This is a genomic window from Terracoccus luteus (assembly GCF_003635045.1).
Lineage (GTDB): Bacteria > Actinomycetota > Actinomycetes > Actinomycetales > Dermatophilaceae > Terracoccus > Terracoccus luteus.
Genome location: NZ_RBXT01000001.1, coordinates 3,964,816 through 3,985,486 on the forward strand (window position 1 = coordinate 3,964,816; position 20,671 = coordinate 3,985,486).

Here is a 20,671-nt window from a genome sequence, read left to right on the forward strand (position 1 = left end):
CACGGGACCGGGCTCAGCGCAGCGACGCCGACCGCACGGCATCCTGCTGCGCCTGCACCTGCCGGTCGACCCGGTCGATGCTCGCGCGGCTGCCCAGGTCGACGCCGGCGCGGGCGGCCGCGGCGCGCGCGGCGGGGGTGGTGAGGTCGGGCGCGACGAACCGCTCGGGCGTCACCGTGCGGTCGACGGCGGCCCAGCGCGCGTTGCCCTCCACCAGCGCGGGTCCCGACGCCACGGCGGCGCGGACCGCGTCGGAGCCGGTGCGGGTGAGGCCGAGCCCGAACGCCGGCCGGGTCGCGACCGCGTATCCGCTGGCGTGACCGCTGCGGTTGGGGTGGAAGCTCTCGCTGACCGGGAACGAGAGGTTGTTGATCCACTCCGGGCTGTCGCAGACGGCGTGCCCGGTGAAGACGGAGGTGGGGTTGACGAAGGTGAACCCGGCGGCCGCGGCGGCCGTCGCGGTGCGCGCGTTGAGCAGGTCGGCGGTGGCGTTGAGCCGCGACTCCTCGCTCGCGGAGAACCACGTCAGGGCGCTGCAGTCGTCACCGTTGAAGATGCGCGGGTAGCCCACGACGACGACGCGGGCGTTCGGGGCCTTGGCGCGGATCGAGCCGTAGAGCGTCGTCAGGCGTGACGGCAGCGTCGAGCCGACGAAGGCCTGGGCCTTGTCGACGGCGGCGTTGCAGTTGCTCAGCCAGCTCGGCTGCGCGCACGTGGTCAGCACGCTCGCGAAGCCGGCGTCGTTGCCGCCCACCGAGATCGTCACGTACGAGGTCGAGGTCGACAGCGCGGACAGCTGCGTCGAGGTGACGTCGGCGACGGTCGCGCCCGAGCAGGCCCGGAAGGTCAGCGAGAGCCCGAGCGACGCGGCGTCGAGGGCGGGGTAGGCGTAGACCGAGCGCTGGCACGACGTGCCGTCCTCGAGGTAGGCGCGGGTGCCGGTGCCCGAGCTGTAGGAGTCGCCCAGCGCGACGTAGGCGGTCCCGGCCGCGCCCGCGGACGGGGGCCCGGCGAGACCGGCCCCACCGAGGATGCCGGTGAGCGTGGCCACCGAGGCGGCCGCCCACCGCATCGGTCGGGTGAGGCGAGGGCTCCGTCGGTGGCGGCCGGAGGGGCCGGAAGGACCGCCGGCGAGGGCCGAGGTCGGGGCGGTGGACGCGTGCAGGCGGATTACGGGCGGCACGACACTCTCCTTCGAGTGGAGGTCGCTCGCGGACGGCCCGCGGAGCGTCCCTCGTGGAACGTAGGACCAGCAGACCCGCGACGCCACCCGAAACGGACCGGGAACCGGTGGCCGCACCTCCTAGTCTGGGTTGACGGACCCCGGCCCCGCCGGCCGGGGCGATCAGGCCAGGAGGTCGACGTGGGGTTTCCCGAGAACGTGCTCGCCCGGGGTGAGCGGGTCGAGCGCAGCATCCACCCGCACTGGCTGACCGTGGCGCTGCCGACGGTGCTCGGGGTGCTGCTCATCGCGCTCGCGGTGTTCGTCGCCGTCGTCACGCCCGACGACAGCACGGGCAACGCCGTGCAGTGGGTGAGCGTGGCGGTCCTCGCCGTGCTCGCGGTGTGGCTCGTCGCCGTGCCGTTCCTGCGCTGGCGCACGACCCACTACGTCGTGACGACGCACCGCGTCATGGTGCGCCGCGGGGTGCTCAACAAGAGCGGCAAGGACATCACCCTGTCGAAGATCACCGACGTCAGCTTCGGGCAGACCCTGTTCGACCGCATCATCAACTCGGGCTCGCTGCGCATCGAGTCGGCGGGCGACAGCCCCGACGAGCAGTTCTCGAACATCCCGGACAGCAACGAGGTGCAGCAGCTCGTCAACCGCCTCATCGACGAGGACGACCTGCGCCGCCGTCGCCACGGCGCCGGCCGTTCCGACCACGACGACGAGTACGAGGAGTACGACGGCCGGTACGACGAGGACGCGGACGGGGCGTGGGAGGACGAGGCGGATGCCGGCCGGCCGAGGCTCGCCGAGGAGCGGCCCCGCCGGGGTCGGCGCGACGGGCGCTGATCCGGAGGGCCGCGCCCGCCCGCCGGGTCGTAGGGTCGGCCCATGCACGAGGTGAGCGACGACGCGACCACGGCCACGACGGCATCCGACCGAGCCCACGCGGCGTACCGCGCGGCCCGCGACCGCCTGCTCGCCCTGCGCGGGCAGCACGAGGAGGCCGTGGCGGGCCACGTGCCCCCGGACGTCGGTGACCGGTTCAACTGGGCGGTCGACTGGTTCGACGGCATCGCGCGCGGGGTCGACCGGCCGTGCCTCACCATCGTCGACGACGCGGGCACGCCCGACGAGCGCGTCACGAGCGTCACCTTCGACGCGATGGCGCGCCGCTCCGACCAGGTGGCGGCGTGGCTGACGCAGGTCGGGATGCGCCGCGGGGACGCCGTACTGCTCATGCTCGGCAACCAGGTCGAGCTGTGGGAGACGATGCTCGGGGTGATGAAGATCGGTGCGGTCATCATGCCGACGACGACCGCCGCCGGGCCGGGCGACCTCGCCGACCGCATCGCTCGCGGGGCCGCGCGGGTGGTCGTGGCCGACTCCCGCGAGGCCCACAAGTTCGACATGGTCGAGGGCGCGGACCTGCGCATCGCGGTGCCGACGGGCGCCGACACGACGGCGCCAGAGGGGTGGCACGACCTGCACGACGCCTACGCCCTCGAGACCGGCCCGGCCGCGCATCCCGGGACCGCGCCCGACGACCGGCTGCTGCTCTACTTCACCTCGGGCACGACCAGCCGCCCGAAGCTCGTCGAGCACACGCAGGTCTCCTACCCGGTGGGTCACCTCTCGACGACGTACTGGCTCGGCCTCAAGCCCGGCGACGTGCACCTCAACATCAGCAGCCCGGGCTGGGCGAAGCACGCGTGGTCGTGCTTCTTCGCCCCGTGGATCGCCGAGGCGACCGTGTTCGCCTACAACTACACGCGGTTCGACCCCGCCGCGCTCCTGCGCGTGCTGCGCGTGCACGAGGTGACCTCGCTGTGCGCGCCGCCGACGGTGTGGCGCATGCTCATCAACGCCGACCTGTCCGGTGGGCCGGGCTCGTTGCGCGAGGTCATCGGGGCGGGGGAGCCGCTCAACCCCGAGGTCATCGCGCGGGTGCACGAGGCGTGGGGCCTCACGGTCCGCGACGGCTACGGCCAGACCGAGATGACGGCGGTCGTCGGCAACACCGTCGGGTCACCCGTCAAGCCCGGGTCGATGGGCCGTCCGCTGCCCGGCTGCCCTGTCGTGCTCGTCGACCCCGTGTCGGGCGAGCGGGTGGAAACGCCCACGTCGCAAGGTGACTCGGCCGAGGGTGAGATCTGCCTCGACCTCGCCGAGCGACCGGTGCCGCTCATGACGGGCTACCAGGGCGACGACGAGCGCAACGCCGAGGCGATGGCCGGCGGTTATTACCACACGGGTGATGTCGCGAGCGTCGACGCCGACGGCTACGTCACGTACGTCGGGCGCACCGACGACGTCTTCAAGGCCAGCGACTACAAGATCAGCCCGTTCGAGGTCGAGTCGGTGCTCATCGAGCACCCCGCCGTCGCCGAGGCGGCCGTCGTGCCCGCGCCGGATGCCGTCCGGCTCGCCGTGCCCAAGGCGTACGTCGCGCTGGCGCCGGGTCACGAGCCCGGGCCCGAGGTCGCGCGGTCGATCCTCGCCCACGCCCGGGAGCGCCTGGCGCCGTGGCAGCGGGTGCGACGCGTCGAGTTCTTCGAGCTGCCCAAGACCATCTCGGGCAAGATCCGGCGGGTCGAGCTGCGCGGTCGCGAGACCGAGCTGTCCGACACCGGCGCCGGCTCGCCCGAGCTCGAGTGGCGCGACGACGACTTCCCCGAGCTGCGCGGCGGCGGGCCCGGGCGCGCCTGACGCGCCCCGCCGAGGCCCCGGCATCCGGCGCCGGTCGGTGGCAACCGTCGCGCGACGGCCACCACGGGCACACCCCCCGTTCACCCTCGGCTGGTCGGATGAGGTGCACGAGGAGGTGCACGATGAGCGCGACCCGGCGCAAGGCCGTCGTGGCGACCCTGGCGGTCGCCTACCTCCTGCTGCTCGTGTTCGGCGGTCGCCTCCTCGGGCCGAGCGCCGCCGTCGTCTCGATGGTCGGGGTGTTCGTCGTCGGGTTCGCCTGGCTGTGGCTGCTCGTCGCGCCGTGGGCCACCGAGGGCCGCGATCGACGCCGCGAGCCCTGAGCGCCGCCGACACCGCCGTCCGGACCGCCGGCCGCACCATCCCCACGCCGGCCCACAGCCGCCCTACGCTGGCCCGCGTGAGCCTCGAGAACCGCCCGACCCGCATCGTGCTCGTGCGTCACGGTGAGTCGCAGGGCAACGTCGACGACACCGTCTACGAGCGGGTGCCCGACCACCGGCTCGGGCTGACCGAGCGCGGTGTCGAGCAGGCCCGCGCCACCGGTGCACGGCTGCGCGCCCTCATCGGTGACGAGTCGGTGGCCGTGTACGCCTCGCCCTACGTGCGGGCCCGCCAGACCTTCGAGCTGCTCGGGCTCGACGTCGACGAGCGGGACGTCCGGGTCGAGCCACGCCTGCGCGAGCAGGACTGGGCCAACTTCCAGGACCCCGCCGACATCGCCGCGCAGCGCGAGGCGCGCAACCGCTACGGGCACTTCTGGTACCGCTTCACCCACGGCGAGTCCGGCTCGGACGTCTACGACCGGGTCTCGACCTTCCTCGAGTCGATGCACCGCAACTTCGAGACCCCCGACGCTCCGCGCAACGTCGTCATCGTCACCCACGGGCTGACCATGCGGCTGTTCTGCATGCGCTGGTTCCACTGGAGCGTCGAGTACTTCGAGTCGCTCGAGAACCCCGCCAACGGTGAGCCGGTGGTCCTGCTGCGCCAGCCGGACCTGCGCTACAAGCTGTCGAAGCCGTTGCTGCAGTGGGACGCCGGTGTCACGCCGTCCGCGCGGGAACGCGCCAGCTGGCTCTGAGGCCAGTCGTCGTCGGTGGTGCTTACCCGGTCGCCGTCAGAGGTACTGGCCGGTGGGCCCGCCGTCGCCCGGCTGCCCCTGCATCGGATGGGCTCCCGCCCCGGCGGGGCCACCCGGTACAGCCTGGCCGCCCTGTCCGCCGAGCCCGGGCGGCAGGGCCCGCATCTGCTGCAGCTGCTGCTGGGCGGCCATCTGCTGGGCGACGAGGGCCGTCTGGATGCCGTGGAACAGCCCCTCGAGCCAGCCGACCAGCTGGGCCTGGGCGATGCGCAGCTCGGCGTCGCTCGGTGACTCGTCGCGGAACGGGAGGGCGATGCGGTCGAGCTCCTCGACGAGCTCGGGGGCGAGGCCGTCCTTGAGCTCGCCGAGCGAGCGGTGGTGGATGTCGGCGAGCCGCCGGCGACCCGCCTCGTCGAGGGGCGCGTTGCGCACCTCTTCGAGCAGCTGCTTGATCATCGAGCCGATGCGCATCACCTTGGCCGGCTCCTCGACGAGGTCGGCCGGGTTCGTCTGGTCGTGCCGGCGTCCGCCGTCGTGGTCGCCGTCGCCGCCGCGGTCGTCACGGTCGTCGCCGGGCGAGGACACGCCCATGCCGTCCTGGGTGACGACGACGATGCGGCGGTCGTCGTCTCCGGGCTGCTGGGGGGAGTCGGGGCTCATGCCGACCATCCTGCCCCACGGCGCCTACGCTCAGACGGTGGCCGTCACACGCAGGCACGTCGGGGGCACCGTCCCGTCGGCCGCCGCGCGCGCAGGGCTGGCCGTCCTCACGGCGACCGCCCTGACCGCCGGTGCGGCCTCGTGCACCACGACGGATGCCGGTGTGCCCCGTGAGCCCGGCCCCCCGGCATCCTCGGTGGTGACCGCGGAGCCGCGGCCCGAGCTCACGCCCGTCGACGGGAGTCTCGAGAGCGAGGCGAGCGACCCGCTGGAGGTGGGTCTGGGCGTGCCGGCGCGGGTGCCGTCCGAGCTCGCGCGGGTCGTGCGGGGCCGCGGCGCCACCGAGTGGGACAGCGGTGACCTCGGGGCGTCGTCGTCGGGCGCGACCTTCGCCGTGCGGGTCGCGTGCGTCGCCGACGGCGGCCCGGTCTCGACCGTCGTCGTCGTCACGCGCGGGCCGGTGGTGCCGGGGGAGGAGAACACCGACCGTCAGCGGCTGCTGCAGCGGCCCGTCTCGTGCGACGGCAAGCCCGTGAGGCTGGCCGTGGGGCGGCTGCCGGTCGGCGACGTCGGCATCGAGCTCGTCGAGCCCCCGGACACGGCGGTGCGCGGCTACGCCCTGCTCGTCAGGTCGTGAGCAGGATCTTGCCGATGTGGGTCGAGGCCTCCATCTCGCGGTGGGCCTCGGCGGCGTCCTCGAGGCGGTGGCGCGAGTGCACGATCGGGCGCACGTCGCCCGACTCGACCAGGGGCCAGACGTGCTCGCGCACCGCGGCGACGATCGCGGCCTTCTCGGTGGCCGGCCGGGAGCGCAGCGAGGTGGCGATGACGGCACCGCGCTTGGCCAGCAGCACGCCCATGTCGAGCTCGCCCGTGCGGCCGCCCATGAGGCCGATGGTGACGAGGCGGCCGCCGGTGGCGAGGAGGTCGACGTTGCGCGAGAGGTACTTCGCGCCCATGTTGTCGAGGATGACGTCGGCGCCGTGGCCGTCGCTCAGCGCGCGCACGCGTTCGACGAAGTCCTCCTCGCGGTAGTTGACGAGCATCTCGGCCCCGAGGTCGCGGCAGACGTCGAGCTTGGCCTGGCTGCCCGCGGTGACGGCGACGTGGGCGCCGACCGCCTTGCCGAGCTGGATGGCCATCGTGCCGATGCCCGAGCTGCCGCCGTGCACGAGCAGCACCTGGCCGGGCTGGATGTTCGCGACGAGGAAGACGTTCGACCAGACGGTGCAGGCGACCTCGGGCAGGGCCGCGGCGTCCTCGAGGCTGACACCGGAGGGCACGGGCAGCAGCTGCCCGGCGGGCACGACGGCCTGCTCCGCGTAGCCGCCGCCGTCGAGCAGGGCACACACCTCGCCACCCACGGTCCAGCCCTCGACGCCGTCACCGAGGGCGGCCACCCGGCCGCTGACCTCGAGGCCCGGTAACGGGGAGGCGCCCTCCGGCGGCGGGTAGTGACCGAGGCGCTGCATGACGTCGGCCCGGTTGACGCCGGCAGCGACGACGTCGACGAGCACCTCGCCCGGCCCCGGGGTGGGGGCGTCGACGTCGGCGGGGACGAGGGCCTCGGGCCCACCGGGCTGGGGCAGGGTGATCGCGCGCATGGTCCGACTCTATTGACCGGCGGCGAGCCGCCTGACGGTGACCGGCGCGTCCGGTGCGTCGGGTGCGGAGGCGGAGGCATCCGGCGCCCGGTCGACGTGCCACACGTGCCCGGCCCCGACGACGCGCCCGCCGGGGTGCAGCGCGGTGTCCTCGTCGATCGCCACCCCGTGCGGGGCGAGGCCGGCCTCGACGACGGCGACGAGGCGCGAGAGGTTGCCCCACTGCGCGGCGTGGACGTCGACGGCGCCTGCGACGAGACCGATGCCGGGGACGACCGTGACGGGGTCGAGCCCCTCGTTGCCGTCCTCGGGGCATACGGGGCGGCCGGCGAGACGCCAGCCACCGATGACGGCGTGCTCGGCCGCGATGGCGGCGCCCGCCGAGAACCCGGCGTACGGCATCCCGCCCTGCACGCGCTCACGGATGGCGTCGAAGGCGGGGGCGAGCGACGCGTGGTACTCGGGCGTCGGGCCGCCGCCGACGAAGAGGCCGTCGGCGCCGTCGAGCGCGGAGGCGTCGACGGCGGACCCCTCTGCTACCCGGACGACGGACAGCTCGTGGCCACCGACGAGGTCGAGCAGGTGCACGTACCGCGCGTGGTACTCGAGCGAGTCCGGGCCGGTGCCCATCACGACGAGCGTGACGGTGGGCGTGCCCCCGGCGCGGCGGGCCGCGGCGTCGACGAAGGCCCGGTAGAGCGCGGCGGCGTGGGAGTCGTCCCACCCGCCGCCCACGAGGTGGACGTCCATGGCGCCACCCTAGGGACGCCGGGGCCGCGACGGGTCGCTGCGCGGCGGGCTCACCCGCCGGGCGATCTCGGCGGCAGCCGCACGGACGGCATCGACGAGGCAGAGCAGGTGTTCGGCGGTGGCGTCCTGCGCGCGCACCGTGACGGCGATGGCGGCGACGGGGCGGCGGGACCGGTCGGTGACGGCGACCGCGACCGAGGACAGGCCGGGGGTGACGGTGTCGTCCTCCCGGGCGAACCCCTCGGCACGGGTTCGCGCGAGCAGGCTGCGCAGCTCGGTCAGCGACCGCGGCCCCGCCTCGTGGCGCCGGGTGAACGAGGCCCGGTCGGGGTAGAGCGCGCGCACCTGGGCCGCGGGGAGGGCGGCGAGCAGGGCGAGCCCGCTGGCCGTGAGGTGGGCCGGCAGGCGCACGCCGACGTCGGTGACGAGGGTGGGCTGTCCGGGCGCGCGCTCCTCGAGCAGGTAGATGACGTCGCGGCCGTCGAGGGTGGCGAGGTGGGCGTTGCGGGCCGACCGGTCGACGAGCCGGCGCACGGCCGAGCGCGCGAGCCGCGCGAGCGGGGCCTGACGCTGGTAGGCCGAGCCGAGCTCGTAGGCGGCCTGGCCGAGGCCGTAGCGGCGGTCGTCGGCGTAGTGCGTGACGTAGCCGCGCGAGACGAGCACGGTGAGCAGGTGGTAGACCGACGACCGGGGCAGGCCGAGGTCGCGGGCCACCGCCGCCGCGGGCAGCGGCTCGGCATGGCTTGACAGGTGCTCGAGCACGTCGAGGGCGCTCGCCGCCGCCGGTGCGTTCGCCACCCCACCACCCTCCGTCCCCAACCCCGTCGAGAGGGCGCCAAGACCCCGTCGAGACGACGCTTGGACCCCGTCGAGTGGTCACGCCCCGCCGTGGCCCACCCGCACGGATGCCGGTGAGCCGGGTGGCGCGACCGCCTCTCGTGTGTCTCGTATCCGAGACGATACCTTGCGGTGATAGCTCTCGGGCCCGACCGGGCCGCGATTCGATGGGGGCATGACGAGGACGGCCCCGATGCAGCACCCGACGCAGCCCCAGACAACCGGCACGGTCACGGTGGGCACCGGCCCCCTGACGATCGAGGACGTCGTCGCGGTGGCCCGGCACGGGGCCGGGGTGCGCCTCGGCGACGACGCGTGTTCCGCCATCGAGGCCAGCCGCACGGTCGTCGAGGCCCTCGCCGACGACGTCGTGCCGCACTACGGCATCTCGACGGGGTTCGGCGCCCTCGCCACCCGCCACATCCCGACGGCGATGCGCGCCCAGCTGCAGCGCTCGCTCGTCCGGTCGCACGCGGCCGGCAGCGGCCCCGAGGTCGAGCGCGAGGTCGTTCGGGCGCTCATGCTGCTGCGCCTGTCGACCCTCGCGACGGGGCGCACCGGCGTGCGGCTCGAGACGGCCCGCGCCTACGCGTCGCTGCTCGACGCCGGCATCACCCCCGTCGTGCACGAGTACGGCTCGCTCGGCTGCTCCGGCGACCTCGCCCCCCTGGCCCACTGCGCGCTCGCCGTCATGGGTGAGGGCCCGGTGCGCCTCGCCGACGGCACGCTCACCGATGCGGGGACGGCACTGCGCGACAACGGCATCCGGCCCGTCGAGCTCGCCGAGAAGGAGGGGCTCGCCCTCATCAACGGCACCGACGGCATGCTCGGCATGCTCGCCCTCGCCGTCACCGACCTGCGCGACCTGCTCGTCGTCGCCGACATCACCGCGGCGATGAGCGTCGAGGGGCTGCTCGGCTCGGACAGCGTGTTCGCCGCCGACCTGCACGCCCTGCGGCCGCAGCCCGGCCAGGCCCGCTCGGCCGCGAACATCGTTGCCGTCATGGCGAACTCACCCATCCGCGAGTCGCACCGCACCGACGCCTGTACGCGTGTGCAGGACGCCTACTCGCTGCGCTGCGCGCCCCAGGTGGCCGGCGGCGCGCGGGACACCGTCGAGCACGCCGCCCGGGTGGCCGGGTACGAGCTCGCCTCGGCCGTCGACAACCCCGTCGTCACCCCCGACGGGCGGGTCGAGAGCAACGGCAACTTCCACGGCGCCCCCGTCGCCTACGTGCTCGACTTCCTCGCCATCGTCACCGCCGACGTCGCCTCGATGAGCGAGCGGCGCACCGACCGCTTCCTCGACGCCGCGCGCAGCCACGGCTTGCCGCCCTTCCTCGCCGACGACCCGGGCGTCGACAGCGGCCACATGATCGCGCAGTACACGCAGGCCGCCATCGTCAGCGAGCTCAAGCGCCTCGCGGTGCCGGCGAGCGTCGACTCGATCCCGAGCTCGGCCATGCAGGAGGACCACGTGTCGATGGGCTGGTCGGGCGCCCGAAAGCTGCGGCGGGCGGTCGACGGGCTGACCCGCGTGCTCGCCGTCGAGCTGCTCACGGCCGCCCGCGGCATCGAGCTGCGCGCCCCGCTCGCACCCGCGCCGGCCACGGCATCCGTCATCGCGGCGCTGCGCGAGACGGTGCCCGGCAGCGGACCCGACCGCTTCCTCGCCCCCGAGATCGAGGATGCCGTCGAGCTCGTGCGCAGCGGACGCGCGCGGGCGGCGGCCGAGGCCGTCACCGGCCCCCTCGCCTGACCACTCGACGGGGCGTGAGCGCCCTCTCGACGGGGGCGGGGAGCCCACCACCGCAGGACCGACCGATATCACCGAGGATCACCGAGGATCACCGAGGATCACCGAGGATCACCGAGGATCACCGAGGATCACCGAGGATCACCGAGGATCACCGAGGATCACCGAGGATCACCGAGGATCACCGAGGAGGAGACGACCATGGACGGTGCACGACCGGTGCGCGCCGCGCGCGGCACCACGCTGACGGCCCAGTCGTGGGCCACCGAGGCCCCACTGCGGATGCTCATGAACAACCTCGACCCGGAGGTGGCCGAGCGACCCGACGACCTCGTCGTCTACGGCGGCACCGGGCGGGCCGCGCGTGACTGGCGCTCGTTCGACGCCATGGTGCGCACGCTGACGACCCTCAAGCAGGACGAGACGATGCTCGTGCAGAGCGGTCGCCCCGTCGGCGTCATGCAGACGCACGAGTGGGCGCCGCGGGTGCTCATCGCCAACAGCAACCTCGTCGGCGACTGGGCCACGTGGCCGGAGTTCCGCCGTCTCGAGCACCTCGGCCTGACGATGTACGGCCAGATGACGGCCGGCTCGTGGATCTACATCGGCACCCAGGGCATCGTCCAGGGCACGTACGAGACCTTCGCCGCCGTCGCCGAGAAGCGCTTCGGTGGCACGCTCGCCGGCACGCTGACCCTCACCGGTGGGTGCGGCGGCATGGGCGGCGCCCAGCCGCTCGCCGTGACGATGAACGACGGCGCCTGCCTCGTCGTCGACGTCGACCCGGCTCGCCTGCACCGCCGCGTCGAGCACCGCTACCTCGACGAGGTCGCGAAGGACCTCGATGACGCCATCGAGAAGGCGCTCGCCGCGAAGCGCGAGCGTCGCGGCTGGTCGGTCGGCGTCGTCGGCAACGCGGCCGAGGTGTTCCCCGAGCTGCTGCGGCGCGGCGTCGAGATCGACATCGTCACCGACCAGACATCGGCCCACGACCCGCTCAGCTACCTGCCCGTCGGCGTCGACCTCGACGACTGGGCCGAGTACGCCGAGAAGAAGCCGGAGGACTTCACTGACCGTGCACGCGCCTCGATGGCGCAGCACGTCAAGGCGATGGTCGAGTTCCAGGACGCCGGCGCCGAGGTCTTCGACTACGGCAACTCGATCCGCGACGAGGCCCGGCAGGGCGGCTACGACCGCGCCTTCGCCTTCCCCGGCTTCGTCCCGGCCTACATCCGCCCGCTCTTCTGCGAGGGCAAGGGCCCCTTCCGCTGGGCCGCGCTCTCGGGCGACCCCCGCGACATCGCCGCGACCGACAAGGCCGTGCTCGACCTGTTCCCCGACAACGACCGCCTGCACAAGTGGATCCGCGGCGCCCAGGAGCGCATCGCGTTCCAGGGCCTGCCCGCCCGCATCTGCTGGCTCGGCTACGGCGAGCGCGACAAGGCCGGCCTGGCCTTCAACGAGCTCGTGCGCACCGGCGAGGTCAGTGCCCCCATCGTCATCGGTCGCGACCACCTCGACTCCGGGTCGGTGGCCAGCCCCTACCGCGAGACCGAGTCGATGGCCGACGGGTCGGACGCCATCGCCGACTGGCCGTTGCTCAACGCCCTCGTCAACACGAGCTCGGGCGCGAGCTGGGTCTCGATCCACCACGGCGGCGGGGTCGGCATCGGCCGCAGCCTGCACGCCGGTCAGGTCAGCCTCGCCGACGGCACCGACCTCGCGGCGCAGAAGCTGGCCCGCGTGCTGACGAACGACCCCGGCATGGGCGTCATCCGTCACGTCGACGCGGGCTACGACCTCGCCGACGAGGTGGCCCGCGAGCGAGGGGTGAGGGTGCCGATGCACGAGCAGCCCACCCAGCCCGAGCAGCCCACTGCCTGAGCGGATGCCGGTGAGCCCCCTTCGTGTTCCGCGCGCGTCAGCGTCGGCCGGCCCGGCCTCCGGCGCCGCCGGAGCGGCCACCGCTGCGACGGGGGCCGCCGCGGGCCGCGCCGGTGGCGGGGGCACCGCTCGACCGGCGCCAGGCCGTGAAGCTCGAGACGGGGCCGGAGCGCGGCCGCACGAGCCACGGCCACGGGTGACGCTCGACGTCGAGGCCGGCGGTGAGCCGGCGCCAGCCGGGCACCGGGGCGGCCGTCGACGCGACCGGCCGGTCGCGCAGCACCTCGGCCGGTCGGCCGAGGTGCACCTCGACGTCGCGGCGGGTCGCGAGGTCGGCGAGGGTCTCGGCGACGAAGACGAGCCGCTTGCCGGACAGCCGCCGGCGGGCGAGCAGCCGCTCGTCGAAGACGAGCACCGCCGGGAGGTCGGGGTGGGCCTCCAGCGCGGGGTCACCGTCGCCCAGGGACTCCCACGTCAGCCACACGGCATCCGGTCGGGTTCCCGTCGTGAGGGGCTCGACCTCGGCGGGGCCGGCGGTGACGCCCGGGTCGGGGTCGCTGCGCAGCAGGCCGGTGGGGTCGGGCACCGACGGTCCGCCCGACGAGTCGGGCCACCCCGAGATCGGGCACGCGTCGACGAGCGGGCACTGCTCGCACAGGCCCGGTGCGCGCTTGCGCACCTGCCACTGGCTGAAGCCGTAGGGCTTGCCGGTTCCGGTGCCGACGGTCCACTGCCAGCCGAGCAGGTTCGCCGCGGCCGAGCCGTCGAGCAGATGGCGTTCGAAGTGCTTGGCGCCGTCGCGCCAGTCGTGCCCGGCTCGCACGGTCCACTGCGAGGCCAGCCACATGCGCGTCTGGTTGACGAGCCAGCCGTCGGTCTCGAGCTCGCCGACGGTCAGGTCGACGCACGCCATGGAGCGGTCCCAGCCCCACTCGCCGACCTGGTCGCGACGGGGAGGCTCGTGGCGCAGCGGCCGCCGCATCCCCTCGCCGACGCGGGAGTGCAGGTGGCGGGCGTACTCCTGCCAGAGCAGCTCGTCGCGGTACTTGTCGCGGTCGCGCGGTGGCCCGTCGGCGACGTGCGCCCACAGCGTCGGCAGGTCGATGAGCCCGTGGCGGACGTACGGGCTGAGCCGGCTCGCCCCGCGCGAGCGCTCGGGCAGCACCTCGCTGCGCCGACGGGCGTACCCGGTGACGTCGAAGGTGGCGAGGGCGACGTCCGCCGCGCCCTGCCCGCCGCGGAACGCGGGGCTGGCCGCGACGGCATCCTCGAGGCTGAGGTGACCGAGGTGGTGCTGCACCCACGCGACCTCGTCACCCTCGGTCGGGGTGGGCAGCCGGCTCGTGTCGCTCATCGCGGGCGGCGTACCCGGATCGGCCCCTTGGCCCGGCTGGGGTCGATGACCTGCCCGCCCTGGGTCACCTCCGCCTTGCCGGCGGCGACGAGGCGCCGGGCGGCGTTGCGGGCGGGCTCCATGAGGTCGCGCCAGTCGTCGCCGCCGACGGCCCGGGCGGCCTCGGACGGGCACAGGGACGACGAGCGCGACCTCGCGTCGAGCATCCGCTCCATCGTCGCCTCGAGCTCACGGTCGGTGTCGTTCACGCCCGCCTTGCGGCAGGCCGACGAGCACCAGCGCACGGACTCCCAGTCGCGTTCCCACGCCTTGCGCCACGTGATGGTGCGACCGCAGCGGTCACACGTCTTGGTCGGGAGAGGAGGTCGGCCCATGGCACCGGTCTGCGTCGCCTCAGCGACGCTCGCCGACCTCCTCGTCGGAGATGTCGGCCACGGTCGCGTCGAAGAGGCGCACGACGTCGTCGCCCGACACCGTGAGGCCCACGCCGTGCCCGCCGCCGCCGAGCGAGATGCGCCGACCGACGATCGCCCGGTCGGCCACGACCGGCAGGGTCGTGCGCGAGCCGAACGGGGTGATGGTGCCGCGCTCGTAGCCGGTGACCTCGAGGGCCTCCGCGGCGTCGGGCATCGAGAGGCGGTTGGTGCCGAGCAGGGCGCGCACCTTGGGCCACGAGAAGGTGCGGTCGCCGGGGACGAGCACGAAGACGTGGTCGCCGTCGCCGCGCCGCACGACGAGGGTCTTGATGAGGTCGCAGGGCTCGATGCCGCGCGCCGCGGCGGCCTCCGCGAGGCTGCCGACCCGACCGTGGCGGGTGACGGTGAACTCGATGCCGGCCGCGCGGGCCGCCTCGACGGCGGGCGTCGACGACTCGTCGGTCCGGGCGGGGTCGTCGGTGGGCATGACAGAGACGCTATATCGGAGGGACGACAGACGTGACGGATGCCGTGGGGGCCACCCCCAGCGAGGACGCCGCCGCCGTGGCGGGCTGGGCCGCGACGAGCGCGTTCGACCGCATGTGGGCCGCGCTGGAGCCGATCGGCCGGGAGCCCTCGACCGGTGGGTACCGCCGGTTCGCGTGGACCCGCACCGACCACGACCTGCGCGAGTGGTTCGCCGGAGAGTGCGCCGCCCGCGGGCTCGACCTCGTCGTCGACCGCGCCGGCAACCAGTGGGCCTGGTGGGGCGACCCGGACGCGACGCCGGGCCGGGCCGTCGTCATCGGCTCGCACCTCGACTCGGTGCCCGACGGTGGCGCCTTCGACGGCCCGCTGGGAGTCGTCAGCGCGCTCGCCACGGTGGACGCGCTGAGGGCGGCCGGGGTCGTGCCGCGTCGGCCGCTCGCCGTCGTCAACTTCGTCGACGAGGAGGGGGCCCGCTTCGGGGTGGCCTGCGCCGGCTCGCGCATCGTCACCGGGGCGCTCGCCGCCGAGCGCGCGCTCGGCCTCACCGACACCGACGGGGTGTCGATGGCCGAGGCCTGGCGCGCCGCGGGACGCGACCCCGAGCTGCTCGGCCCCGACCCCGAGACGCTGCGACGGGTCGGCTGCTTCGTCGAGCTGCACGTCGAGCAGGGACGGGCGCTCGCCCTGCCGCCCGACGGGGAGGGTGGGGGCGCCGAGGCCGGCCCGGTCGAGCGCGCCGTCGCCGTCGGCACCGACATCTGGCCCCACGGGCGGTGGCGCATCGACGTGCCCGGCGAGGCGAACCACGCCGGCACGACGCGCCTCGACGACCGTCGCGACGCGGTGCTCGGTCTCGCCGCGGTGGTGCAGTCGGCCCGGGCGCACGCCCGTCGCCACGGCTGCGTCGCCACCGTGGGCAAGCTCGCGGTCGAGCCGGGCGGGGTCAACGCCATCGCGAGCCGGGCCACGGCGTGGCTCGACGCCCGGGGCGCCGACGAGGGGGCGGTGCGGGCGACCGTTGAGCAGGTCCGTGACGAGGCCGCCGCGTCGTGGGGCGCCACGACCCGGGAGGAGTCGTGGACGCCGACCACCGCGTTCGACCCGGCTCTGGTCGAGCGCCTCGGCCGGGCCCTGCCGCACGCTCCACGGCTGGGGACGGGCGCCGGTCACGACGCCGGCATCCTCGCTTCACACGGCATCCCGAGCGCGATGCTCTTCGTGCGCAACCCCACCGGTGTCTCGCACTCACCCGCCGAGTGGGCCGGCCCCGACGACTGTCACCATGGGGTCATGGCCCTGACGACCGTCGTGACCGACCTGCTCGACGCCACCACGCCGGGCGTCGACGCCCCTCCCGGGGTCGGGTCATGACCAGCTTCTGGTGCGAGTCGGCATGGTTGACAGGCGGATTCGCGCGCAACGTCCGTCTCACCACGGCCGACGGCTTCATCCGAGACGTCCACGTCGGGGCCGAGCCCCAGCCGGAGGACGTCCGCCTGCACGGCGTGACGCTGCCGGGGATGGCGAACACGCACAGCCACGCCTTCCACCGCGCCCTGCGGGGGCGTGTCAACGGTGGCGGTGGCAACTTCTGGAGCTGGCGCGAGCAGATGTACGCCGTCGCCGCCGAGCTCAACCCCGACACCTACTTCGCCCTCGCGAGAGCGGTCTTCGCCGAGATGGTGCTCGCCGGGGTCACCGTCGTGGGCGAGTTCCACTACGTCCACCACCGCCCGGGCGGCAAGCCGTTCGGCGACCCCAACGCCATGGGTCTGGCGCTGCGGCACGCCGCCGAGGAGGCCGGCATCCGGCTGACACTGCTCGACACCTGCTACCTCGAGGGCGGTCTCAACGGCGGGGGGCACGTGCCGCTGCACCCCGGCCAGCTGCGGTTCAGCGACGGCACCGTCGACGCCTGGGCCGAGCGGATGAGCAGCCGTCGCCACGCCACCGACATGGTGCGGCTCGGGGCGGCCATCCACTCCGTGCGCGCCGTGCGACGCGAGGACCTGCACCGGGTCGTCGAGGCCAGTGACGGCCTGCCGCTGCACGTGCACCTCTCGGAGCAGCCGGGCGAGAACCTCGCCTGCGAGATGTACTACGGCCTGACCCCGACCCGACTGCTCGAGGAGGCCGGCGCCCTCGGCGACCGGCTCACCGCCGTGCACGCGACCCACCTGACCGACGACGACATCGCCCGGCTCGGCGGCTCCCGGACCGGCGCCTGCTTCTGCCCGACCACCGAACGCGACCTCGCCGACGGCATCGGACCGGGCCGGGCGTTGCACGACGCCGGCTCGCCGCTGTCGCTCGGCTCCGACCAGCACGTCGTCATCGACCCGTTCGAGGAGCTGCGCGGCCTCGAGATGCACGAGCGCCTCGTCACCAACGAGCGCGACCGGTTCGCCGCGAACGACCTGCTGCTCGCGGCGTCGTTCAACGGCTACCGGGCCCTCGGCTGGGGCGACGGTGGGCACCTGAGCAAGGGCGCGCTGGCCGACTTCGTCACGGTGGCCACCGACACCGTCAACACCGCGGGCTCGCTGCCGGAGCAGATCATCTACTCGTGCGTCGCCTCGGACGTCTCGAGCGTCGTCGTCGCCGGCGAGCCGGTCGTGCGTGACGGGCGGCACCGCATCGGCGACGTGGGCCGGCTTCTCGGACAGGCGATCTCGCGCGTCCTCGAGCCCTCGACGTGAGCGGGCCGGTGACCGACGGCACGGGCCGCGCGACGGTGCTGACCGGCATCCGTGAGCTCGTGACGAACGACCCCGCGCAGGGAGACCTGCACGCAGACGCGGGCGACCGGCTGCTCGGCCTCGTGCGCGACGCCGCCGTCGTCGTGCGGGACGGTCTGGTCGAGTGGGTCGGACCTGCCGCCCACGCCCCGGCGGCCGACGGACGCCACGACCTCGCGGGCCGGGCCGTCGTGCCCGGCTTCGTCGACAGCCACACCCACCTCGTCTTCGCCGGTGACCGCTCGGTCGAGTTCGCCGCGCGGATGACCGGGCAGACCTACGACGGTGGCGGCATCGCCGTCAGCGTCGCCGCGACGCGCGCCGCGAGCGACGACGAGCTGCGCCGTCTCGTGGCCGCGCGGGTCGGCGAGATGCGCGCCCAGGGCACGACGACGGTCGAGATCAAGACCGGCTACGGGCTCACCGTCGACGACGAGCTGCGGGCCCTGCGCCTCGCGCGCGAGGTCACCCCCCACACCACGTTGCTGGGCGCCCACGTCGTGCCGCGCGAGTTCGCCCACGACAGAGGGGCGTACGTCGACCTCGTCACCGGCCCGATGCTGGATGCCGTCGTGGCCGGGGGAGGGCCCGCGCTGGCCGAGAACGTCGACGTCTTCTGCGAGCCGGCCTCGGCGCACGCCTTCGACGGCGACGAGGCCCGCACGGTGCTGGAGGCCGGGCGGCGCGCCGGGCTCGCCCTGCGGGTGCACGGCAACCAGCTCGCCCCCGGCCCCGGCGTCGCCCTGGCCTGCGAGCTGGGCGCGCGGAGCGTCGACCACTGCACGTTCCTCACCGACGCCGACGTCGACGCCCTGGTCGGCGCGCGCGGCACGACCGTGGCGACGCTGCTGCCCGGGGTCGAGTTCTCGACCCGCTCGCCCTACCCCGACGGCCGCCGGCTCATCGACGCCGGCGTCGACGTCGCGCTGGCGACCGACTGCAACCCGGGCACGTGCTACTCGTCGTCGATGCCGTTCGTCATCGCCCTCGCGGTGCGCGAGATGGGGATGACCCCCGCCGAGGCCCTCCACGCCGCGACGGCCGTGGCCGCCCGGTCGCTCGGCCTCGACCGCCGCGTCGCACCGGGGATGCCGGCCGAGCTGGCCGTGCTCGACGCGCCCAGCCACCTGCACCTCGCCTACCGGGCCGGGGTGCCGATCGCCTCGGCCCTGTCGCTGCCCGGCTGACCACCGCGCAGTCTGCTGCCTCGACCGGGTCGAGGTAGAAGGTCGCGCCGGGCCGCGACTGATTACCTCGACCCGCCTCGGTCTCGGTCGGGTGGAGGTGGCTCGTCGCGCCGGGCCGCGACCTCATACCTCGACCCGACCCGACCCGACCCGACCCGACCCGACCCGACCCGACCCGACCCGACCCCACCCGACGCGGCCGGGTCGGGAAGCGAGGCGACCGCGAGTTCTGCGCCGCCTCAGCCACAGGAGGGACTGGAAACCACCAGACGTCCGGGGCAGCATGACCTGATGGATACCGAGGCCGACCTCGCGCGCTCCGATGCAACCCCCGTCGGTGTGGGGGTTCTTCACGGTGTCGTGGTCGACTGCGCGGACCCCGACAGGCTCGCCCGCTTCTACGAGTCGCTGCTGACCATGGTGCGCGTCGTGGACACGCCCGACTGGGTCGTCATCGGTGACGCCGCGGACCGACCGGGCCTCGCGTTCGCCCGGGTCGCTGACCACGAACCGCCAACATGGCCGACGGGGCCGCGGCCGCAGTACCGCCACCTTGACGTCCGGGTGCCCGACCTCGACGCCGCCGAGCGGGCTGTGCTCGCTCTCAGTGCGACCCGACTCACTGGTGGCGGGGAGGGATACCGGGTCTTCGCAGACCCCGCCGGCCACCCGTTCTGTCTCGTGACGACCACCTGAGTCGGCCGACGGGTCGGGACGCGGGGCGACCGAGGTGCTCCGCACGGGGGACCCCGCGGCATCCGGATGCGACCACGGTCTGACGCGTCGCAGCCACGAACCCCCGTAGGCTCGCGGCGTGCGTGAGGGCTCCGTCTACGACTGGCTGCAGCGCCGGCCCTGGCTGCTCGACGTCCCCGTGGCCGGCTTCGTCGCCCTGCTCACCTTCGGGGGCCTGCTCGACCGGGTGTCCTTCCTCCCGCTGCTGCTGCTCTCCGGGGCGCCGCTCGTGCTCGTGTGGCGGCGCACCGAGCCGGTGACGGTCTTCACCGTCGTGTGCCTGTCGCTGGCGGTCCGGGCGCTGCTCGTGCGCGAGATCATGCCGGGCGACCTGTCGTTCCTCGTCGCCCTCTACTCCCTGTCGGCCTACGTCCCGCGCCGACGCCCCGTGCGCTTCGCCGGGCTCGGCGTCGCCGTGCTGGCCGCGCTCGTCGCCACCCTCCTCTTCGGCTACGTCGGCTACGGCCAGTCGAGCCTCACCTACCTCGCCTTCACGTTCTTCGCCCTGCTGGCCGCGGCCGTCGCGGCGTGGACCCTCGGCGACCTCAAGCGCGCGCGGCTGCAGCGGCTCGAGGACCTGCGCGAGCGGGCCGAGGCGGTCGAGCGCGAGCGGGAGCAGGAGCTGCGCCTCGCCGGTCAGCAGGAGCGGGCCGCCATCGCGCGCGAGATGCACGACGTCGTGGCCCACGCCCTGTCGGTCATCGTCGTCCAGGCCGACGGCGCCGCCTTCGCCGCCCAGCGCCGGCCCGACGACGCCCGCGCCCTCACCCTCTCCGCCCTCGAGACCATCGGCGCCACGGCCCGCGACGCCCTCGGCGACACGCGTCGCCTCGTGGGGGTGCTGCGCGACCCCGAGTCGGGTGCCGAGCTCGCCCCCCGCGGCGGCCTCGACCAGCTGGGCGAGCTCGTCGACCGGGTCCGCGGGGCAGGGGTGCCCGTCGAGCTGCACGTCGACGCACCCGGCCCCGCCCTGCCGCTGCCGGTCGACCTCGCCGCCTACCGCGTCGTGCAGGAGTCCCTGACCAACATCATCAAGCACGCCGGGCCGTCCGCCCGGGCCCGGGTGCTCGTCGAGCGTGCCCCCGGCCTCGTGCGCATCGCCGTCGTCGACGACGGCCTCGGCGCCGGTGCCACGTCCGACGGACGGGGCCACGGCATCCACGGCATGCGCGAGCGGGTCGCCGTCCACGCCGGCACGCTGACCGCGGGCCCCGCGGCCGACCGCGGCTTCGAGGTCCGTGCCACCATCCCCGTCCCCGAGGAGAGCCCGCTGTGAGCGACCCGACCGCCGACGTCA

20 protein-coding genes are annotated in these 20,671 nt (G+C 74.5%); 12 read left to right on the forward strand and 8 right to left on the reverse strand.

Annotated features, from left to right (window positions below; all coding sequences use genetic code 11):
* Window positions 1–13: 13 nt before the first annotated feature.
* Window positions 14–1,051 (reverse strand): SGNH/GDSL hydrolase family protein, encoded by a 1,038-nt coding sequence (locus DFJ68_RS17785; RefSeq protein WP_245963734.1) that lies wholly within the window; start codon window positions 1,049–1,051, stop codon window positions 14–16.
* 312 nt (window positions 1,052–1,363) lie between these two features.
* On the opposite strand from DFJ68_RS17785, the gene DFJ68_RS17790 reads away from it, so the two are divergent.
* The 4 genes from DFJ68_RS17790 (at window position 1,364) to DFJ68_RS17805 (ending at window position 4,964) form a co-directional block, all read left to right on the forward strand.
* Entirely contained in the window at window positions 1,364–2,020 is a 657-nt protein-coding gene (locus DFJ68_RS17790) for a PH domain-containing protein (RefSeq protein ID WP_121034880.1), read from the forward strand.
* Window positions 2,021–2,062: 42 nt separating this feature from the next.
* On the forward strand, window positions 2,063–3,880 hold the full coding sequence (locus DFJ68_RS17795; protein WP_121034881.1) for an AMP-binding protein: 1,818 nt from the start codon (window positions 2,063–2,065) through the stop codon (window positions 3,878–3,880).
* 122 nt (window positions 3,881–4,002) lie between these two features.
* Window positions 4,003–4,203, forward strand: coding sequence for a hypothetical protein (locus DFJ68_RS17800; RefSeq protein ID WP_121034882.1), 201 nt, complete (start codon window positions 4,003–4,005; stop codon window positions 4,201–4,203).
* Between the two features lie 77 nt (window positions 4,204–4,280).
* The gene (locus tag DFJ68_RS17805) at window positions 4,281–4,964 is read left to right on the forward strand and encodes a histidine phosphatase family protein (RefSeq protein WP_121035510.1); all 684 of its coding nucleotides are present in this window, start codon (window positions 4,281–4,283) and stop codon (window positions 4,962–4,964) included.
* 36 nt (window positions 4,965–5,000) lie between these two features.
* On the opposite strand, the gene DFJ68_RS17810 is transcribed toward DFJ68_RS17805, so the two are convergent.
* On the reverse strand, window positions 5,001–5,624 hold the full coding sequence (locus tag DFJ68_RS17810; RefSeq protein ID WP_170165825.1) for a proteasome activator: 624 nt from the start codon (window positions 5,622–5,624) through the stop codon (window positions 5,001–5,003).
* Between the two features lie 37 nt (window positions 5,625–5,661).
* Between DFJ68_RS17810 and DFJ68_RS18405 the strand changes: the two genes are divergently transcribed.
* Entirely contained in the window at window positions 5,662–6,261 is a 600-nt protein-coding gene (locus DFJ68_RS18405) for a hypothetical protein (RefSeq protein WP_170165826.1), read from the forward strand.
* Here the strand turns inward: DFJ68_RS18405 and DFJ68_RS17820 are convergent.
* From DFJ68_RS17820 to DFJ68_RS17830, 3 genes are read right to left on the reverse strand one after another with little or no spacing between them, the layout of a single operon-like run.
* Window positions 6,251–7,228 carry an NAD(P)H-quinone oxidoreductase gene (locus DFJ68_RS17820; protein WP_121034884.1) on the reverse strand — a complete coding sequence of 326 codons (978 nt, stop codon included), beginning with the start codon at window positions 7,226–7,228 and terminating at the stop codon, window positions 6,251–6,253. The genes DFJ68_RS18405 and DFJ68_RS17820 overlap by 11 nt on opposite strands.
* Before the next feature lie 9 nt (window positions 7,229–7,237).
* Window positions 7,238–7,978, reverse strand: coding sequence for a Type 1 glutamine amidotransferase-like domain-containing protein (locus DFJ68_RS17825; RefSeq protein WP_121034885.1), 741 nt, complete (start codon window positions 7,976–7,978; stop codon window positions 7,238–7,240).
* A 9-nt stretch (window positions 7,979–7,987) separates the two neighbouring features.
* Window positions 7,988–8,776: an IclR family transcriptional regulator gene (locus DFJ68_RS17830; protein WP_121034886.1), complete on the reverse strand. Its 789-nt coding sequence runs from the start codon at window positions 8,774–8,776 to the stop codon at window positions 7,988–7,990.
* Window positions 8,777–8,990: 214 nt separating this feature from the next.
* Between DFJ68_RS17830 and hutH the strand changes: the two genes are divergently transcribed.
* Both hutH and hutU read left to right on the forward strand, forming a co-directional pair.
* Entirely contained in the window at window positions 8,991–10,574 is a 1,584-nt protein-coding gene (gene hutH, locus DFJ68_RS17835) for a histidine ammonia-lyase (protein ID WP_420823665.1), read from the forward strand.
* A 198-nt stretch (window positions 10,575–10,772) separates the two neighbouring features.
* Window positions 10,773–12,455, forward strand: coding sequence for a urocanate hydratase (gene hutU / locus DFJ68_RS17840; RefSeq protein WP_121034888.1), 1,683 nt, complete (start codon window positions 10,773–10,775; stop codon window positions 12,453–12,455).
* Window positions 12,456–12,492: 37 nt separating this feature from the next.
* Here hutU and DFJ68_RS17845 read toward each other — a convergent pair whose 3' ends face one another.
* The 3 genes from DFJ68_RS17845 to DFJ68_RS17855 are packed head-to-tail and all read right to left on the reverse strand — an operon-like array spanning window position 12,493 to window position 14,712.
* Window positions 12,493–13,809, reverse strand: coding sequence for an FAD-binding domain-containing protein (locus DFJ68_RS17845; protein WP_121034889.1), 1,317 nt, complete (start codon window positions 13,807–13,809; stop codon window positions 12,493–12,495).
* Window positions 13,806–14,183, reverse strand: coding sequence for a DUF2256 and DUF3253 domain-containing protein (locus tag DFJ68_RS17850; RefSeq protein WP_121034890.1), 378 nt, complete (start codon window positions 14,181–14,183; stop codon window positions 13,806–13,808). The genes DFJ68_RS17845 and DFJ68_RS17850 overlap by 4 nt, the downstream gene beginning before the upstream one ends.
* A 19-nt stretch (window positions 14,184–14,202) precedes the next feature.
* Entirely contained in the window at window positions 14,203–14,712 is a 510-nt protein-coding gene (locus DFJ68_RS17855; protein ID WP_121034891.1) for an aminoacyl-tRNA deacylase, read from the reverse strand.
* A gap of 77 nt (window positions 14,713–14,789) precedes the next feature.
* On the opposite strand from DFJ68_RS17855, the gene DFJ68_RS17860 reads away from it, so the two are divergent.
* The 5 genes from DFJ68_RS17860 to DFJ68_RS17880 all read left to right on the forward strand — a co-directional run bounded on the left by DFJ68_RS17860 (window position 14,790) and on the right by DFJ68_RS17880 (window position 20,650).
* Window positions 14,790–16,085 carry an allantoate amidohydrolase gene (locus DFJ68_RS17860; RefSeq protein ID WP_276330725.1) on the forward strand — a complete coding sequence of 432 codons (1,296 nt, stop codon included), beginning with the start codon at window positions 14,790–14,792 and terminating at the stop codon, window positions 16,083–16,085.
* Window positions 16,082–17,413: a formimidoylglutamate deiminase gene (locus DFJ68_RS17865; RefSeq protein ID WP_121034892.1), complete on the forward strand. Its 1,332-nt coding sequence runs from the start codon at window positions 16,082–16,084 to the stop codon at window positions 17,411–17,413. Before DFJ68_RS17860 ends, DFJ68_RS17865 begins: the two co-directional genes overlap by 4 nt.
* Window positions 17,414–17,421: 8 nt before the next feature.
* Window positions 17,422–18,639 (forward strand): imidazolonepropionase, encoded by a 1,218-nt coding sequence (gene hutI / locus DFJ68_RS17870; RefSeq protein WP_211333419.1) that lies wholly within the window; start codon window positions 17,422–17,424, stop codon window positions 18,637–18,639.
* A 291-nt stretch (window positions 18,640–18,930) separates the two neighbouring features.
* Window positions 18,931–19,335 (forward strand): VOC family protein, encoded by a 405-nt coding sequence (locus DFJ68_RS17875; protein ID WP_170165828.1) that lies wholly within the window; start codon window positions 18,931–18,933, stop codon window positions 19,333–19,335.
* 118 nt (window positions 19,336–19,453) lie between these two features.
* A complete protein-coding gene (locus tag DFJ68_RS17880; RefSeq protein WP_121034893.1) occupies window positions 19,454–20,650 on the forward strand; it encodes a sensor histidine kinase in 1,197 nt (398 codons plus the stop codon).
* The last annotated feature ends 21 nt before the right edge of the window (window positions 20,651–20,671 follow it).

Coding starts and splice junctions, on each gene's coding strand:
- DFJ68_RS17820 (WP_121034884.1), bottom strand. CDS start 7,228: ATGCGCGCGATCACCCTGCCCCAGCCCGGTGGGCCCGAGGCCCTCGTC.
- hutU (WP_121034888.1), top strand. CDS start 10,773: ATGGACGGTGCACGACCGGTGCGCGCCGCGCGCGGCACCACGCTGACG.
- DFJ68_RS17855 (WP_121034891.1), bottom strand. CDS start 14,712: ATGCCCACCGACGACCCCGCCCGGACCGACGAGTCGTCGACGCCCGCC.
- DFJ68_RS17865 (WP_121034892.1), top strand. CDS start 16,082: ATGACCAGCTTCTGGTGCGAGTCGGCATGGTTGACAGGCGGATTCGCG.
- hutH (WP_420823665.1), top strand. CDS start 8,991: ATGACGAGGACGGCCCCGATGCAGCACCCGACGCAGCCCCAGACAACC.
- DFJ68_RS17845 (WP_121034889.1), bottom strand. CDS start 13,809: ATGAGCGACACGAGCCGGCTGCCCACCCCGACCGAGGGTGACGAGGTC.
- DFJ68_RS17825 (WP_121034885.1), bottom strand. CDS start 7,978: ATGGACGTCCACCTCGTGGGCGGCGGGTGGGACGACTCCCACGCCGCC.
- DFJ68_RS17810 (WP_170165825.1), bottom strand. CDS start 5,624: ATGAGCCCCGACTCCCCCCAGCAGCCCGGAGACGACGACCGCCGCATC.
- DFJ68_RS17795 (WP_121034881.1), top strand. CDS start 2,063: ATGCACGAGGTGAGCGACGACGCGACCACGGCCACGACGGCATCCGAC.
- DFJ68_RS17875 (WP_170165828.1), top strand. CDS start 18,931: ATGGATACCGAGGCCGACCTCGCGCGCTCCGATGCAACCCCCGTCGGT.
- DFJ68_RS17800 (WP_121034882.1), top strand. CDS start 4,003: ATGAGCGCGACCCGGCGCAAGGCCGTCGTGGCGACCCTGGCGGTCGCC.
- DFJ68_RS17850 (WP_121034890.1), bottom strand. CDS start 14,183: ATGGGCCGACCTCCTCTCCCGACCAAGACGTGTGACCGCTGCGGTCGC.